The sequence below is a fragment of the Spirosoma daeguense genome, from assembly GCF_054776875.1.
The window spans coordinates 297573-313356 of the sequence record NZ_BAAHBF010000003.1; the positions used below are offsets into that span (position 1 = coordinate 297573).

Annotated in this window: 14 protein-coding genes; 9 read left to right on the forward strand and 5 right to left on the reverse strand. The window is 47.6% G+C overall.

The window, feature by feature from the left end; translation table 11 throughout:
• The first annotated feature begins 26 nt into the window (after positions 1-26).
• Both ACYVD4_RS10410 and ACYVD4_RS10415 read left to right on the forward strand, forming a co-directional pair.
• On the forward strand, positions 27-482 hold the full coding sequence (locus tag ACYVD4_RS10410) for a MarR family winged helix-turn-helix transcriptional regulator (RefSeq protein ID WP_460945200.1): 456 nt from the start codon (positions 27-29) through the stop codon (positions 480-482).
• Positions 483-536: 54 nt separating this feature from the next.
• Positions 537-1103: a YceI family protein gene (locus ACYVD4_RS10415; protein WP_460945202.1), complete on the forward strand. Its 567-nt coding sequence runs from the start codon at positions 537-539 to the stop codon at positions 1101-1103.
• A 121-nt stretch (positions 1104-1224) separates the two neighbouring features.
• Here ACYVD4_RS10415 and ACYVD4_RS10420 read toward each other — a convergent pair whose 3' ends face one another.
• A complete protein-coding gene (locus ACYVD4_RS10420; RefSeq protein WP_460945204.1) occupies positions 1225-1668 on the reverse strand; it encodes a type I restriction enzyme HsdR N-terminal domain-containing protein in 444 nt (147 codons plus the stop codon).
• Between the two features lie 116 nt (positions 1669-1784).
• On the opposite strand from ACYVD4_RS10420, the gene ACYVD4_RS10425 reads away from it, so the two are divergent.
• Positions 1785-2555 carry an AMP nucleosidase gene (locus tag ACYVD4_RS10425; RefSeq protein ID WP_460945206.1) on the forward strand — a complete coding sequence of 257 codons (771 nt, stop codon included), beginning with the start codon at positions 1785-1787 and terminating at the stop codon, positions 2553-2555.
• Positions 2556-2627: 72 nt separating this feature from the next.
• Here ACYVD4_RS10425 and ACYVD4_RS10430 read toward each other — a convergent pair whose 3' ends face one another.
• Positions 2628-2987, reverse strand: a complete 360-nt coding sequence (locus ACYVD4_RS10430) for a winged helix-turn-helix transcriptional regulator (protein WP_460945208.1) — start codon at positions 2985-2987, stop codon at positions 2628-2630.
• Positions 2988-3137: 150 nt separating this feature from the next.
• On the opposite strand from ACYVD4_RS10430, the gene ACYVD4_RS10435 reads away from it, so the two are divergent.
• Entirely contained in the window at positions 3138-4034 is an 897-nt protein-coding gene (locus ACYVD4_RS10435; RefSeq protein ID WP_460945210.1) for a pirin family protein, read from the forward strand.
• 59 nt (positions 4035-4093) lie between these two features.
• On the opposite strand, the gene ACYVD4_RS10440 is transcribed toward ACYVD4_RS10435, so the two are convergent.
• Positions 4094-5431, reverse strand: a complete 1338-nt coding sequence (locus ACYVD4_RS10440) for a tetratricopeptide repeat protein (RefSeq protein WP_460945212.1) — start codon at positions 5429-5431, stop codon at positions 4094-4096.
• 299 nt (positions 5432-5730) lie between these two features.
• On the opposite strand from ACYVD4_RS10440, the gene ACYVD4_RS10445 reads away from it, so the two are divergent.
• Positions 5731-6147: an Hsp20/alpha crystallin family protein gene (locus tag ACYVD4_RS10445; RefSeq protein WP_460945214.1), complete on the forward strand. Its 417-nt coding sequence runs from the start codon at positions 5731-5733 to the stop codon at positions 6145-6147.
• A gap of 151 nt (positions 6148-6298) precedes the next feature.
• Here the strand turns inward: ACYVD4_RS10445 and ACYVD4_RS10450 are convergent, their stop codons facing one another.
• Positions 6299-6964, reverse strand: a complete 666-nt coding sequence (locus tag ACYVD4_RS10450) for a phosphoribosylanthranilate isomerase (RefSeq protein WP_460945216.1) — start codon at positions 6962-6964, stop codon at positions 6299-6301.
• Between the two features lie 59 nt (positions 6965-7023).
• On the opposite strand from ACYVD4_RS10450, the gene ACYVD4_RS10455 reads away from it, so the two are divergent.
• Complete coding sequence (locus tag ACYVD4_RS10455) at positions 7024-8274, forward strand: MFS transporter (RefSeq protein WP_460945218.1); 1251 nt, start codon at positions 7024-7026, stop codon at positions 8272-8274.
• Between the two features lie 73 nt (positions 8275-8347).
• Here ACYVD4_RS10455 and ACYVD4_RS10460 read toward each other — a convergent pair whose 3' ends face one another.
• A complete protein-coding gene (locus ACYVD4_RS10460) occupies positions 8348-8557 on the reverse strand; it encodes a hypothetical protein (protein WP_460945220.1) in 210 nt (69 codons plus the stop codon).
• 275 nt (positions 8558-8832) lie between these two features.
• On the opposite strand from ACYVD4_RS10460, the gene ACYVD4_RS10465 reads away from it, so the two are divergent.
• The 3 genes from ACYVD4_RS10465 (at position 8833) to ACYVD4_RS10475 (ending at position 15705) form a co-directional block, all read left to right on the forward strand.
• On the forward strand, positions 8833-9699 hold the full coding sequence (locus tag ACYVD4_RS10465) for an SMP-30/gluconolactonase/LRE family protein (RefSeq protein WP_460945222.1): 867 nt from the start codon (positions 8833-8835) through the stop codon (positions 9697-9699).
• A gap of 240 nt (positions 9700-9939) precedes the next feature.
• The gene (locus ACYVD4_RS10470) at positions 9940-13242 is read left to right on the forward strand and encodes an NHL domain-containing protein (protein WP_460945224.1); all 3303 of its coding nucleotides are present in this window, start codon (positions 9940-9942) and stop codon (positions 13240-13242) included.
• Positions 13243-13404: 162 nt separating this feature from the next.
• On the forward strand, positions 13405-15705 hold the full coding sequence (locus ACYVD4_RS10475) for an NHL repeat-containing protein (RefSeq protein WP_460945226.1): 2301 nt from the start codon (positions 13405-13407) through the stop codon (positions 15703-15705).
• Positions 15706-15784 lie beyond the last annotated feature (79 nt).

A 15784-nucleotide genomic window follows, 5' to 3' on the forward strand; every position in this document is an offset into this window, starting at 1 on the left:
AAATGCATTTGTCTTATATTTGCACCATGTCAATAGAAACCGACATCAAACAAGTCACCCCGTTCAGAACGCCTTACCACCGGGTAATGGTCAACCTGATTTATACCACCAACTGGGTTTCGGATAGTCAGAGTCGGCTGCTGAAACCGTTCGGGTTGACTATGCAACAGTACAATGTACTTCGAATACTACGCGGGCAGTTTCCAGCTCCCGTTAAGGTGAGCGACATTACCGAGCGCATGCTCGATAAAATGTCGAACGCTTCCCGATTGGTTGACAAGCTGGTCGCCAAAAAGTTTGTGCTACGTACCGAATGTCCCAGCGATCGGCGGGCTGTTGACGTAGTTATTACGGATAAGGGAATGGAATTACTGAACCAGTTAGACATCTTACAGGCCGAATGGGACAAAGTCCAGACCTGCAAGCTAACGCCCGAAGAAGCTACGTTGCTTAGTCAATTACTTGACCGAATGCGCGAATAATCGTTTGAATACAACCTGAATAAAATAAACCACAATACAATACAAAAAGTAACCATGAAAAAAGCAACCTTATTTGCTGCCGTACTATTTTCATCTGTAAGTGCTTTCGCTCAGAGCTGGACTCTCGATAAAGCACACTCAAGCCTAAACTTTACCGTAACACACATGATGCTGTCGGAAGTTGATGGTAAATTCCAGGACTTCGACGTGAAAATGACGTCTTCGAAAAGCGACTTTACCGACGCTCAAATCGAACTGACGGCCAATGTAAATAGCATCAACACCAATCAGGAAAAACGCGATGCTCACCTGAAAAGCCCCGATTTCTTTGACGCTGCCAAACACCCAACGCTGAGCTTTAAAAGCAAATCGGTTACCAAAGTATCGGGTAATAAATATAAAGTGGCAGGTGATCTGACCATGCACGGTGTAACAAAACCTGTTACGCTTGATGCAGTAATCACTGGTCCTGTTACCAACCCACAAAACAAGAAAACGTTAGCCGGTTTCAAAGTAACGGGCGAAGTTAAACGGGCTGACTTCACACTGGGTAGCGCTCCTGTTGCGGTTGTTAGCGACGAAATCGGTATTCGTGCCAGTGGCGAGCTGGTGAAGCAGTAAGAAATTACGTAGTACTGTTTGTTCTGGTTCAGAATCCCCGGTCTCATCAGGAGCCGGGGATTTTTATATAAAAAAGATTACCTCCCCCTGAAGCTAATCTTGTAGGGGTTTTGAGGTAACACTACGTAAAAGCTGGAAAATCGTCCATAAACTCGATTTCGGCTGTTGTATGATTGACAGAGCAGCAGTAATGCAATAAACCGTTAGAGACCACTAGGTAAGGAGCCCGATGGATGTGATTGTAACGGGCAATCTGGTCGAAAACATTTTGTGCGAGGGTTATGTGCGGAGCCTTGCATTCAACGATCAGAAACGGTTGGCCCTGTCGGTCAAATACAACTACGTCCGTACGTTTCTGGGTTTGATTGAGTGTTAAACCGCCTTCGGTACGTATCAACGCTTTGGGGTAAGCGTAATGTGTCAGCAGCAAATTCACGATATGCTGTCGGACCCACTCTTCGGGGGAGAGCCGAACGTATTTTCGACGTAGCGAATCAAAAATGTATACTTTCCCTTCGACATGTTTAGTTTTGTGCTCGAAAGGAGGTAGGTTTAACGTGACCATATATCAAAGTTACAAAAGAGCGAAAGAATGAAAGAGCGAAAGAGCGTATTTTCAGCGCAATCACCGCTCCGGCGACCCCCTCTTTCGCTCTTTCACACATTCACTCATTGACACCTATGAAAACAAAAGAAGAAATTGTACAGAACTGGTTACCAAGGTATACTGGTACGCCTATCGAACAGTTTGGGGAATACATTCTGCTCACCAATTTTATCAATTACGTCGAAATTTTTGCCAAAAAATTTGACGCCGAAATTTTTGGCATCGGACGGGCGATGCAAACAGCTACGGCCAACAACATTACTATCATCAATTTTGGTATGGGCAGTGCTATGGCGGCTACTGTCATGGATTTGTTATCGGCTATTGAGCCGAAAGCCGTTTTGTTTTTGGGGAAATGCGGAGGGTTGAAGAAAACCCAGATTGGCGATTTAATTCTGCCAATTGCAGCCATTCGGGGCGAAGGTACCAGTAACGATTACATGCGCCCTGAAATTCCGGCTTTGCCATCGTTCCGGTTGCAGCGCGCGGTATCATCGACCATTAAAAAATACGAACTCGACTATTGGACCGGCACTGTTTATACAACCAATCGACGTATCTGGGAGCACGACGAAGCATTTAAGGATTATCTGCGCGAACTTCGGACGATGGCTATCGATATGGAAACAGCTACCATTTTTACGGTTGGTTTTGTGAATTCCATTCCACACGGAGCCCTATTGCTTGTGTCTGATAATCCATTGGTACCGGAAGGTGTGAAAACGGAAGAGAGCGACAAACGGGTAACAAGCCAGTTCGTCAACGTTCACCTCGAAATCGGTATCGATGCTTTAATTGAGCTGGAATCGTCTGGCGATTCAGTAAAGCACTTGAAGTTCGAATAATAGATTCAGTTTATTGAGAAATTCGGGAAAAGCGTAAGTCCCATTTGATGGTAATTAGCTATCGAATGGGACTTACGCTTTTTCGTTCACCAGATATGACTTGTGCAAAAGCCCCCATTTACGTAGTGCTTCAATAACTTCGTCCAATGATTGACTGTGTGGCGTTAAGGCATACGTCACTTTAATCGGAAACGAGTCTTCTACGGTTCGTTTGACCAACCCGTTGGTAACAAGATCCTGTAATTCTTTAGACAGCATTCGGTCAGTAATACCATCAATTTCCTTCGCTATTTCGCCGAATCGTTTTTCGCCAAAGCGTAGCGCTACGATTATGGGCAATTTCCATTTGCCATTCAATACGTCCAGCGAGTCGCGAATGGGACGTAGCATGGTTTTACAGGCTGAATGATCTAGTGGGTCTATTTCGTTCATACAATTCTATCCTTGCTATTCTTTTGTATAGTGCTATCATAAAGTATAGTACTTACGATTGTATAGTAAAGATAGGTAAATTTGTTTCATACTAAATGACAGCCGATAATAAAGTTGAAAGGCTATCATGATTAGCTAACAGACGAACTCATGGAAAGGATAATAAACCAACAAACCACTACGTCGAGAAACGTAGTAGCCGTTCATACACCACCTCCACAACAAGGATTTTTGGGTCAGGATCACATTGCCCGTGCTGTTATACAAGCCGATTTTGCCACGAGCGATCCGTTTATTTTGTTGATGGATGACCAGCTCGACAAAAAGACCGATGAGCCTGTAGGAGGCCCCCATCCACATGCTGGATTTGAAACCGTTACGCTGATACTCGAAGGTGAGTTAGGAGACGATGATCATAGCATGAAAACGGGTGATTTTCAGATTATGACCGCCGGAAGTGGTATTGTGCATACGGAAACCATTGAGAAGAAAATAAAGATGCGGATTTTGCAGATGTGGCTCAACTTACCGAAGCAACATCGGTGGGCACAACCCCGCGTGCAGGATATCCGGTTGGAAAGTGTTCCTAAGTTGGTAACCGATGACCTGAACATAAAAGTCTATAGCGGTTCCTTTGCGGGTCTTCGCTCGCCAATCCAGAACTACGTGCCGCTGATTATTGCGGATATACAACTGAAACCAGGTGTTAGCACGACGCAACTACTTCCGGCCTCGTTTAGCGCTTTTATGTATGTGATTGACGGTTCTGTTACGGTAGGCGATGATCAGACAGTAATCCATCAGGATCAGGTAGGATGGCTAAATAAAACGACAGGAAGCGGTCAAAGCGAACTGCAACTGACTGCTGGAGAACAGGGTGCACGCCTGATTTTATATGCCGCTCAGCCTCAGCATGATCCTATTGTTTCGTATGGCCCGTTCATTGCCGATACGCAGGATGAAATCAGGGGATTATATAGAGATTTTCGGCAGGGAAAAATGGAGCACGTGTCTGTGCTTCCCCAAAGTCAACAGTACGTATATTAAATTAAAAAGCGTCGTAAGCTACTCTCAGCTTACGACGCTTTTTAATCAGTAAAAAGTAATTAGTTACAGTAATCGCTGATTGCTTTATAAGCAGGATTATAGCCTAACTCACCCGCTTTCGATAGATCAAGGCAGCCGCCATTTTCATCGCCTAAGCTGTGCTTGATAAGCCCTCTAACGTAGTACACTTCGGCGTAGCGTGGATTCAGTTTAATGGCACTGTTACAATCCATAATGGCCCCTTTCTGATCGCCCTGATTAGATTTGATCAAGCCCCGGCTGAAATACGCTTCGGCATACGTAGGGCTAAGCTCAATAGCCTTGTTAAGGTCAACGATGGCCCCTTTCTGATCGCCTTGTTTATTTTTGCTGACACCCCGGCTGAAATAAGCTTCGGCTCGTTCTGTTCCTAACTCAAAAATTTTGTTACGTTCCTGAACCTGATCGCGCAGTTTGTCGAGCGTAGCCCGGTTGATACGTCCGGTATAAACTACTTTCGAATCGGCATTCACATTGTTGATCTCAATTGCCTGATTCAAATCCTGAACCGAGCCACGTTGGTCATTTAGTTTGCTACGGCAAAAGCCACGACCGTAGAAAGCCCGATAATTATCTGGTTTCAACGTAATAGCCCGATCATAATCGGGGATAGCTCCTTTGTAGTCTTCTAATTTACTTTTTGCAAATCCACGGTAAAAAAACGACTCACCATCTTCTGGGCTGAGTTCAATAGCTTTGTTTAAATCAGCAATAGCTCCCGCGAAATCACTCAATTCGACTTTCGACATACCCCGACCTGCAAATGCCTGCGGTTTTTTGGGCTGCATTTCAATCATTTTGGTGAAGTCGGGCAAACTCCCGGCAAAATCGTCGAGTTTTTGTTTCGTGATACCCCGCGAGTAATACGTTTGCGGATTGGCCGGATCAAGCTCTATTGATTTGGTGAAATCGGCCAGTGCACCCCGATATTGTTCCAGTCGGCTCCGGCTGGTACCCCGGTTGTAATACGTTTGTGGATCGTCGGGGTTAAGTTCGATGGAGCGGCTAAAGTCGAGAAGAGCGCCCCGATGATCTTCCTGTTTGCTTTTGCTAATACCCCGGCTCAGGTAGGCCAGTGCGTCTTTACCGTTGATATCAATGGCGCGGTCATAGTCCAGAATAGCACCCCGGTGGTCTTTCAGATTGGCTTTGGCAACCCCCCGGTTGTAATAGCTTGCGGCATTGTCGGGATTCATTGTGATTGCCATGCTGAAGGCCTGCAAGGCTCCCATAAAATCACTTGCTTTACTTTTAGTTATACCGCTTTCAAAATAGTCGACGGCGGTTTGTTGAGCAAATGAGGAAATTGTAAGGCTGGAAAAAAAGAGGATAGCCAGCGGCAGTAGTTGTCGCTTCATAATAAGGGAATGAAATTTTGGTAAGTACGTACGTTTTGAGCGGTTTAAATTTAAAGCTTTGTTACCGAACAGCCAAGTTAATGAATGGTTAAGACGGTGATAGAGTTATTTGGTCAGCGAACGTACTGCAAAATAGTTGCCAATTTTACCGAATATATACGACAAAATGGCGTATTTTAGTCCCATGAAGATAATTATAATGACAAAGTGGCGTGTTTTTGATTGGAATATGAATTGGTACAACGTTTGAAGAAAGGGAGTTGTGTTTGACAGTAAAACAACCTAACAATTCAGAAATCATGGCAACTTTAGTTCGTTACAATAACTACCCTACGTTTTTCAACCCTTTCTATGGTCGTCCTGCTGTAAATCGCTATCAGGCTAACACAACCAACGTACCAGCAGTAAACGTAAAAGAAACCGAAACCGCCTTCCAGCTTGAACTGGCAGCTCCGGGTTTGAAAAAAGAGAATTTGAAGATTAACGTAGAAAACAACAGACTGACGATTTCCTATAATACAGAATCGAAAAGCGAAGAAACCACTGAAAAATTCACCCGTCAGGAGTTCGGCTTTACCTCATTCGAGCGGAGCTTCAGTCTTCCTAAAACGGTAAATGCCGACCAAATCAAAGCCGCTTACACCGATGGTATTCTAACGGTAGAATTACCAAAAGTAGAAGAAACGAAAGTGGTAAAAGAAATCACAATTGCCTAAGCAGGGCAGGGATTGCATGGAGCATTGGCAAAGGCCTTGCTTCATGCTTGATTATCAAAATGGGTCACGCTACGTAGTATGACCCATTTTTTTGCGCGTATAGAATTGTAAAAAACATTCTCTGCAATCCTCGCAACCCCAGCCATCTTTGCTATCCCAGCACTTCCTTCATAAACGCTTCGAGTTTACGCTCATCGAGTTGGCCGTTGCTACGTACTCCACTACAGATATCGAGGCCAAACGGTTGTACCGTATCAATCGCCTGACGAACATTCTGGATATTTAGCCCACCCGCCAGAAAGACTGGTACCAGTGATTGCGTTACAATCTGTTGACTGACAGTCCAGTTATGGACTCGTCCAGTGCCGCCAAGCTCTTTCACCGCCAGATTTGGATTGCCGGAATCCAGCAGTAAGGCATCGACGCCATCGTCAACAGCTTTCAGGGCTTCGTCGATGTTACGTTCGTCCAGTACGTGAATAACCTGAACCAGTTTAATAGCAGGGAGTACGATACGTAGCTGCTTGTACGTATCGGCAGGGACGGCATCAACCAACTGGATGGTGTTCGCACCTACGCGCTGTTGATGAGCCACAATGTCTGCTACGTTGGTTTCGCTGGTGAGCATGAACGTAGCGAGGGGAGGGGGCGTTGCCCGAACAACCTGAGCCGCCAGATCGTCGGCCACTACACCGGGGCCGCTCGGCATTCGACCAACCAGACCAAGCGCATCGGCACCGTATTTTATGGCTAAACGAGCTTCATCGACACTACTAATACAGCAAATTTTAACGCGGGTTCTGAACTGAGATTCCATTATTTGGGGTTGATAACGTAACGATTGGCCAACAAATATACAATTGGCCAGTCATTAGCATGGTACAACAAACCACCAACGACACCTTCGCTTCCCTCCGTTTTCCTGAATTCCGGTATTTCATATCAAATAGTTTCCTGATCACCGTTACGTTGCTGATTCAGGAAGTAATTCTGGGTTACGAACTCTATAAAATGACGCACGACCCGCTCATGCTGGGTTTGGTGGGGCTGGCCGAGGCTATTCCGTTTATTGCGCTATCTCTCTTTGGCGGGCATCTGGCCGACCGTCGCGATAAAAAAAGTATTCTGCAATGGAGTCTGCTGGTTATTATTCTTGGCTCTATTATTCTGTATCTGGTGTTTCAGCCATCTGTAGCGGCCAAGTTGTCGCAAACGGCTCAACTGGCCACTATTTATGGGGTTTTGATGCTGATCGGTACGGCCAAAGGATTTTATTCGCCAGCCAGTTCATCGCTGAAACCGTTTCTGGTTCCCCGCGAATTATACGCCAATTCTGCTACGTGGAGTAGCTCGTTCTGGCAGGCTGGCGCCATTGTGGGACCGGGCGTGGCGGGTTTCTTGTATAGTTTGGTGGGTTTCGATAACTCACTCATTGTGGTTATTGCGCTGCTTGTTGTCTGTTTTGTGCTGATCAGTCTAATTAGCCGAAAACCAGTCCCGGTAAGTAATGAACCTGAGCAGGGTTTTCGCGAGAGTCTGAAAGAAGGTTTTCGGTTTGTGTTTAAAACGCAGATTGTACTTTATGCGATCTCGCTCGATCTGTTTTCGGTTTTGTTTGGGGGCGTAGTGGCTATTTTGCCCGTTTTTGCCGAAGACATTTTAAAAGTAGGTGCCGAAGGACTTGGATTCCTTCGGGCGGCACCATCGGTAGGCGCTTTGCTAACGATGGCGTTTATGACAAAATACCCACCAACCCATAACGCCTGGCGAAACATGTTGCTGGCAGTAGTCGGGTTTGGTATTTCAACGATTGTCTTCGCCTTATCTACTGATTTCTACCTGTCGCTGGTGATGCTCGCACTAACGGGTGCTTTCGATAGCGTGAGTGTAATTATTCGCCAAACGATCCTGCAAATTTTTCCGCCCGATCACATGCGTGGACGTGTAGCAGCCGTAAATGGCATTTTTGTCAGTTCATCGAATGAAATCGGAGCCTTTGAATCAGGCGTGTTAGCCCGGCTGTTAGGAACGGTGCCGTCGGTGGCACTAGGTGGCGTGGTTACGCTGGTGGTCGTGACGTACATCTACACCAAATCGAAAGCCCTATTTGCTGTGCGGCTTAGTTAACGGCTCAAAAGCAGATTCCCGAAAAGTTGAACGTAATGCCCAGCTTTTCGGGAATGTTCGTTGTTGGGTGGAGTTAACTTTGGGTGATTTGAGAATTGAGATCCCGAACGAAGAGATTGATATCAATCGGCTTGTTGAGTAACACGCGCGTATTGAAAACCTCCCAGAACATCTCATCGGAGAGTTGGTAATCCTGTTGCAGCCGTACCATGTCGCGGATGCTCGGTTTGAGTTGCCCGACTGGTGTTTGCACCTGCGAAGCAAGGGATTGGTAATTTGCCATAACCTATTGTTTTTTAGTGTGCGATAGGGTAAACACATTCGTTTTTCGATTGTTTTTACCTGTATCGACACACAACTTGCTGATCGTTAGAATAATTATATTTTGTCTTTTACCTCTGCGTTATCAGGCAATTACGACCCCTGCATGATGCAACTAAAAAAAATCACAAAAAATTAACTCAGTATTTTTACTCATGCCGAATCGTGGTTGTTTTTTCGTATCATCAGCAACCATGCCAGTTTTTTTAACCCGCGACTAAATTTGCCAGACAGACCATGAAACAAACTCTCCTTGTTGCCGCAGCTTTTATTAGCGGAGCTAGTTTACTTGCCCTAACGCCACCCCCCGTTACGTCGAAACCGCCTAAACTGGTAAAAGTCTGGGAAACTGACACTACGTTACGTACACCCGAATCGGTACTCTTTGATGGACGTAGTACGTTATATGTAGCTAATATCGACGGCAAATCGGATGCATTGGATGGCAACGGATTTATTTCGAAGGTATCGCTGGATGGTAAGATCGAAAATCTTCGCTGGACGAGCGGTCTGAATGCGCCCAAAGGAATGGGTTTGTATAAGAATCGACTCTACGTGACCGACGTGTATCGGCTCGTGTGTATTAATACCCAGAATGGACAGGCCGAAAAAACATGGGATGCCGTTGGGCAGGGTGCTTTTCTGAACGACGTAACAATTGATAAAGAAGGCACCGTTTACGTATCGGATAATCGGAACAACAAACTATACCGGCTGAAGGACGAAAAATGGGAAGTTTTTATGGAAGGCGAACCGCTCAACAATCCGAATGGCGTACTGGCAGTTGGTACTGATAAGCTGATGGTTGGCAACACAAAAACGGGTGCTTTGTGCGAACTGGATCTGAAAACGAAAGCACTGAAGCAACTGGCCGATGGAATGGCCAATACAGATGGGATTGTGCCCGAAGGCAAAGGTAACTACTTCGTTTCGGACTGGAATGGTCGACTGTTTCACATTGCGGCTGATGGCACCAAATCCGAACTGCTCGATACCCGCACCGATAAAGTAAACGCTGCCGATATTGAATACGTAGCAAAGAAAAAACTGTTGGTCGTACCCACGTTTCTCAAAAATAAACTGGTAGCGTATAAGGTTGAATAAACGTAACGCAGTGGTGCAATGTAACGCGGACATTCCGTCCTCATAGTGACACGAACTAAATTGCGGACAGAATGTCCGCGTTACGTAAGCCACCGCCCGACCAGATTGGTCGGGCGGTGGTATTAATGGCTATTGTTGCGTATCGCATGACCGTTCCCTCAATACTTTAATAGGTTTTTAATTATAGACAAGATATTTGTTTTTCAACGATTTAGCTATTAACATATATCAACGTTTGGTATGCAAAAAGGTCTATTCCTTTGGTATCGTGCGGTTCCTCTACTCTTCTTTTATGGGTTTCTATTTCTTTTCTGTCTCATTCCTGATGCCAGTGCACAAATCATTAGAGCATTTGCGGGCAATGGTAGTGAAAACGTACCGGCCACCACTGCCCATTTGGCAACTCCCTATGGAGTAGCAGTTGATGGGAGTGGCAATCTCTATATTGCCGATCAGAATAACCACCGCATTCGCAAGGTGAGCCCATCGGGGGAGGTCACTACGGTGGCCGGTAATCGCATACCGGGCTTTAGTGGCGATGGTGGTCAGGCGACCTCCGCCCAGTTGAGCACCCCTACCAGTGTGATTGTCGATGGCCTTGGCAATCTCTACATTGCTGATAGGGGGAATAACCGGATTCGCAGGGTGGGTACAACGGGGGTAATTAGTACGGTGTCGGGTACTATCACTGCTGGTTATAGTGGCGATGGGGGACCGGCTGCCAACGCTCAGTTGGATAGCCCTAGTAGCGTAGTGAGGGATGCTAGTGGCAATCTCTACATTGCTGATACAGGTAACCACCGCATCCGTAAAATAAGTACGTCGGGAGTGATCACTACGGTTGCAGGTAGTAGCACTGCTGGACACGGTGGCGATGGTGGCCCGGCTACCTCCGCTCAGTTGTATGTTCCCAGTGGCATAGCCGTGGATGGGAGTGGCAATCTCTACATTGCCGATTATTTTAATCACCGCATTCGCAAAGTAAATACTTCAGGCGTGATCAGCACGATAGCCGGTACGGGTACGGCGGGCTACAATGGCGATGGGATCGCAGCTACCACTGCCCAGTTAAGAAACCCTACTAAGCTGACGGTGGATGCCAGTGGTAATCTCTACATTGCCGATCAGTTTAGCCATCGTGTCCGCAAAGTGAATCCGTCTGGCATAATAAGTACGGTGGCCGGAACGGGCACGCTGGGCTACAGTGGCGATGGATTGGCGGCTACGTCTGCCCAAGTCTATAATCCTAGTGATGTGGCTCTGGACGGAAGCGGTAACCTCTATATTGCTGATTCGCAGAATAATCGCATCAGAAAGGTGAGTACAACGGGCGTAATCAGCACGGTGGCTGGAACGGGCATATATGCCGATGCTGGTTTTAGCGGTGATGGTGGCGCTGCAACATCTGCCCAATTATATTTACCTCGTAGCATGGTGATGGACGGTAGCGGCAATGTCTACATTGCCGACCAGAAGAACCACCGTATCCGTAGAGTGAGCCCGGGTGGAATCATCACAACGGTGGCTGGCACGGGTACGTCGGGCTATAGTGGTGATGGGGGAGCCGCTACGTCCGCCCAACTAGATGATCCGGTTAGCCTGGCATTGGACGGGAATGGCAACCTCTATATTGCTGATCAATCTAGCAATTGCATCCGTAAGGTGAATTCGTCAGGGGTAATTAGTACGATGGCTGGTACGGGTACATCGGGCTTTAGTGGGGATGGTGGTCTGGCCACCTCGGCTCAGTTGAATTTTCCCAATAGTCTGGCGATGGATGGTAGTGGCAATCTTTACATTTCCGATCTGTACAACAACCGTATCCGTAAAGTAAATTCGTCGGGTATAATCAGCACGATAGCTGGCACAGGCATCTTTGGTTTCAGTGGCGATAGTGGCCCGGCTACCTCCGCCCAACTGGCTCAGCCTACTGGTGTGGCATTGGACGGAAATGAGAATCTGTATATTACTGATAGCCAGAATCATCGTATCAGAAAGGTGAGTACAACGGGCGTAATCAGCACAGTAGCTGGAACGGGCACCAGTGGTTTTAGTGGCGATGGTGGACCGGCCACCTCCGCTCGGTTGGCCAGCCCTACTAGCATAGCCGCAGATGGCAGTGGCAATCTCTATGTTGCTACAAACAATCGAATTCGCAGGGTGGGCGCAACAGGGATAATTAGTACAGTGGCAGGCACGGGTACGACAGGTTTTAGCGGGAATGGTGGAGCAGCCGTCTCCGCCCAGTTTTATACGCCTATGGGTGTGATGATCGATAGCCTTGGCAATCTCTACATTGCTGATTACTATAATCATCGCGTTCGTAAAGTGGATGGTCCTCCCAGCGTGCGTATCACCCCCACCAGTCCATCGGCCGTTTGCTGGCCCGGTACGTTTAGCCTAACAGCTACTGCCGCTAACTTCACACCCAACTCGTATAGTTGGAGTAGTCAACCAGCAGGTCTTTCGGCTACTGGCGCCACACCGACTTTTACGGTTCCTAAGCTCACTTCGGCCACTACCTACACAATTACCGTTATAGCCAGCGATGGTTCCCGTACCGCCCCATCCAGTGTTACGCTTGTTGTCAATGAGGCTACCTCTGCTGGTTTGATCACAAGCGGTACGTTAACCTGTGCCCAAACCAGCGTGAGCGTAACGGCCAGCGGTGGCGGAACGTATCAGTTTAGCGGCCCCGGTATTGTGAGTCAGTCAGGTAACGTAGCAACGGTTAATATAGGTGGTACGTATTCGGTAACAGCGACAGCGGTTAACGGCTGTACGGTAACTGCATCAACTACGGTTTCTTCCAATACTGCAGCACCCAGTGCTACGTTGTCGGCGAGCGGTACGTTGACCTGCTCCCAAACCAGCGTTACGTTGACGGCAGGGGGCGGCACTACGTATCAGTTTAGTGGTCCGGGATTGGTGAGCCAATCGGGCAACGTAGCGTTGGTCAATCAGGCGGGAACATATTCGGTGGTTGTTACGTCGGCTAATGGCTGTACGGCTTCCAGTAGCCTGACCGTGGGCTACCAGAACTGCCCGCCCACAGTAGCGAATGTGATTCCCACTCAGTCGGCTACGGCGACTGTGGCATTTAGTATGAGTATTTCGGCTAATACGTTCACCGATCCAGAAACACCCAACAGCCTCACACTATCGGTGAGCGGTTTGCCTTCGGGTTTAAGTTTTGTGGCTCCGAACACCATCTCGGGTATACTATCGTCCTCAGTGGGTTCGCCGTTTAGTGTGAGCGTAACGGCAACTGATTCGGGAGGTTTGACGGCCAGCACCAGCTTCAGCCTGACGGTGCATCACGCACCAAATTGTCCACAGATGGTTACTGTGAAGGTGGGAGACTGGAACGATCCGAGTGTATGGTCTTGCGGTCGGGTACCAGCAGTAACAGACGTAGTAACGATCAGTCACGTAGTGAATCTGCCAGCCAGTTATATCGGTAAAGCGCTACGGGTAATCTATACCGGAACAGGGCGCGTGTTGTTGAATGGCAGCAGTCGGCTCAAGCTGGCGGTCGAGTGAGTGAAAGCGATTGATGGATAAGTCTGATTAGCAGAATCATAGACTTATTCTTGGTTTCTTGTAGCTGTTCTGCATTGCTTATGAAACGGTGAAATGGTGCATTATTTATTTGTAATCAATCAATCAATCAATTATGTGCCAGCGTTCTATCCACGTTTAACTATGATGTTACGACTTTTCTTTCGTATAACCGCTGGATTTCTGATTCTGCTACGTATCGCCACTGCCGTCTGGGCACAGAACATCAGTACGGTTGCTGGTAATGGTAGTGAAAATGTGCCAGCCATTTCTGCTCAGATATCTACGCCCAATAGCGTAGCTGTCGATGCGAATGGCAACCTGTATATTGCCGACCGGAGTAATAACCGCATTCGCAAGGTAACCCCGGAAGGTATAGTCACCACCGTGGCCGGTACGGGTATTGCCGGATACAGTGGCGATGGAGGCCCTGCTACGTCAGCTCAGTTATTTTACCCGTTTGGAGTAGCCGTTGACTGGGGTGGAAATCTCTATATCGCTGATACCTATAACAGCCGTATTCGCAAGGTGACTCCAGACGGTATCATTACGACCGTAGCAGGCTCAAGCATTTCTGGTTATGGTGGGGATGGAAATTTGGCTACGTTGGCGAGATTAAATCAGCCTTATGGGGTAGCTGTGGATGGGCTTGGTAACATCTATATTGCTGATACAGGTAACCACCGCCTTCGGCGAGTGAATACGAGCGGCCTAATTCATACGATTGTAGGGAATGGTACGGCGGGCGATAATACAGGAGGAGGAGTGCCTGGTATGACCCAACTTAATGGACCTCAGGGTGTTGCTCTTGACGGTTCTGGCAATATCTATATTGCTGATACTGGTAACCACCGGGTTCGGAAGGTGCAAAATTCGTTTAGTAGCATAATTAATCTGGCTGGTACAGGAACGCTTGGTTATAGTGGCGATGGCGGACCGGCTGCCTCCGCTCATTTATACCGCCCTACGGGAGTAACAGCCGATGCCAATGGTAATGTCTACATAGCTGATTCGAATAACCAACGGATTCGCAAAGTGAACACCGGTTTCGTTATAACCACCGTAGCGGGTACGGGTATGGCTGGTTACAGTGGCGACAACGGGAACGCTACGTCGGCTCAGTTGAACCTTCCGTCAGGAGTGGCTCTGGATAGCAACGGCAGCTTCTATATTGCCGATCAAACGAATAGCCGTATTCGGAAAGTAAATGCCATGGGAACCATAACCACCGTGGCCGGAACAGGTATTAATGGTAGTGGTGGCTATAGTGGCGATGGAGGCCCGGCTATCGCTGCCCAGTTATATAGCCCGTTTAGCGCAGCACTAGACGGAAGTGGTAATCTGTATATTGCTGATTCGGGCAACAGTCGTGTTCGTAAGGTAAGTAGTTCTGGCGTGATCACTACGATAGCGGGCACGGGCAGCTTTGGTTTTAGTGGCGATGGAGGCCTGGCGACTGCTGCTCAACTAAATGGGGTTTACGGTACTACTGTAGATGGGAGTGGAAACCTATATATAGCGGATGCAAATAACCATCGGATTCGGAAAGTGAGTACAACAGGCGTAATTACAACCGTGGCGGGGGCGGGTAGTGTTGGCTACAATGGCGATGGAATACTGGCTACGTCGGCCCAGTTAAATTATCCCTCGAGTGTGGCAGTAGATGGAGCGGGCACTCTGTACATTGCTGATCGGTTTAACCATCGCGTTCGCAAGGTCAGTACAACGGGCATTATCACGACCGTAGTGGGTACGGGTATTTCAGGTTTTAGTGGTGACTTCGGGGACGCTACGTCGGCCCGATTAAGTAGCCCTTATAGTGTCGCGATAGATGGGAGTGGGAATCTGTATATTGCTGATCAATATAACCATCGTATTCGTATGGTGAGCTCGGGCATGATTACTACCGTAGCTGGTACAGGTTTCGCTGGATACAGTGGCGATGGTGGCGTGGCTACCTCCGCTCAACTGAATCTTCCGTATGGAATTGCGCTGGATGGGGGCAACAATCTGTACATTACGGATCGGAATAACCAGCGTATTCGCAAGGTAAATAGCGCAGGCATAATTACCACCGTAGCGGGTACGGGTACTGCTGGCTTTACGGGTGATGGAGGGGCTGCTACGTCGGCTCAACTAAATTCGCCTTTCGGAATCGCGGTGGATGGAACAGGCGCTATCTATATTACCGATACCAATAACAATCGAATCCGGAAAGTTGACGGTAGTAGTTGTTCGAACATGTATACGCTAAAAGCAGGTAGTTGGTCGGATGTGAGTGTATGGTCGTGCGGACGTTTGCCGGTAGTAACCGACGTGGTAACGATCAATCATGTAGTGAACCTGCCAGCCAGTTATGTAGGTCAGGCACAACGGGTAATTTGCAGTGGATCGGGCGGCCTTTTGTTGAACGCCAGCGGTCGGCTTAAACTGGCTGTTAATTAATAACGAGTTCGACTTTAAGTTAGTAATTGCTACGTTATAAATCCTGCCTAACTTATTTTGGTAATCAGATTCCTGAAAT

Bases quoted from the DNA above. Each gene is read 5' to 3' on its own strand.
- ACYVD4_RS10410 (WP_460945200.1), top strand. From the start codon at position 27: ATGTCAATAGAAACCGACATCAAACAAGTCACCCCGTTCAGAACGCCT.
- ACYVD4_RS10415 (WP_460945202.1), top strand. From the start codon at position 537: ATGAAAAAAGCAACCTTATTTGCTGCCGTACTATTTTCATCTGTAAGT.
- ACYVD4_RS10420 (WP_460945204.1), bottom strand. From the start codon at position 1,668: ATGGTCACGTTAAACCTACCTCCTTTCGAGCACAAAACTAAACATGTC.
- ACYVD4_RS10425 (WP_460945206.1), top strand. From the start codon at position 1,785: ATGAAAACAAAAGAAGAAATTGTACAGAACTGGTTACCAAGGTATACT.
- ACYVD4_RS10430 (WP_460945208.1), bottom strand. From the start codon at position 2,987: ATGAACGAAATAGACCCACTAGATCATTCAGCCTGTAAAACCATGCTA.
- ACYVD4_RS10435 (WP_460945210.1), top strand. From the start codon at position 3,138: ATGGAAAGGATAATAAACCAACAAACCACTACGTCGAGAAACGTAGTA.
- ACYVD4_RS10440 (WP_460945212.1), bottom strand. From the start codon at position 5,431: ATGAAGCGACAACTACTGCCGCTGGCTATCCTCTTTTTTTCCAGCCTT.
- ACYVD4_RS10445 (WP_460945214.1), top strand. From the start codon at position 5,731: ATGGCAACTTTAGTTCGTTACAATAACTACCCTACGTTTTTCAACCCT.
- ACYVD4_RS10450 (WP_460945216.1), bottom strand. From the start codon at position 6,964: ATGGAATCTCAGTTCAGAACCCGCGTTAAAATTTGCTGTATTAGTAGT.
- ACYVD4_RS10455 (WP_460945218.1), top strand. From the start codon at position 7,024: ATGGTACAACAAACCACCAACGACACCTTCGCTTCCCTCCGTTTTCCT.
- ACYVD4_RS10460 (WP_460945220.1), bottom strand. From the start codon at position 8,557: ATGGCAAATTACCAATCCCTTGCTTCGCAGGTGCAAACACCAGTCGGG.
- ACYVD4_RS10465 (WP_460945222.1), top strand. From the start codon at position 8,833: ATGAAACAAACTCTCCTTGTTGCCGCAGCTTTTATTAGCGGAGCTAGT.
- ACYVD4_RS10470 (WP_460945224.1), top strand. From the start codon at position 9,940: ATGCAAAAAGGTCTATTCCTTTGGTATCGTGCGGTTCCTCTACTCTTC.
- ACYVD4_RS10475 (WP_460945226.1), top strand. From the start codon at position 13,405: ATGATGTTACGACTTTTCTTTCGTATAACCGCTGGATTTCTGATTCTG.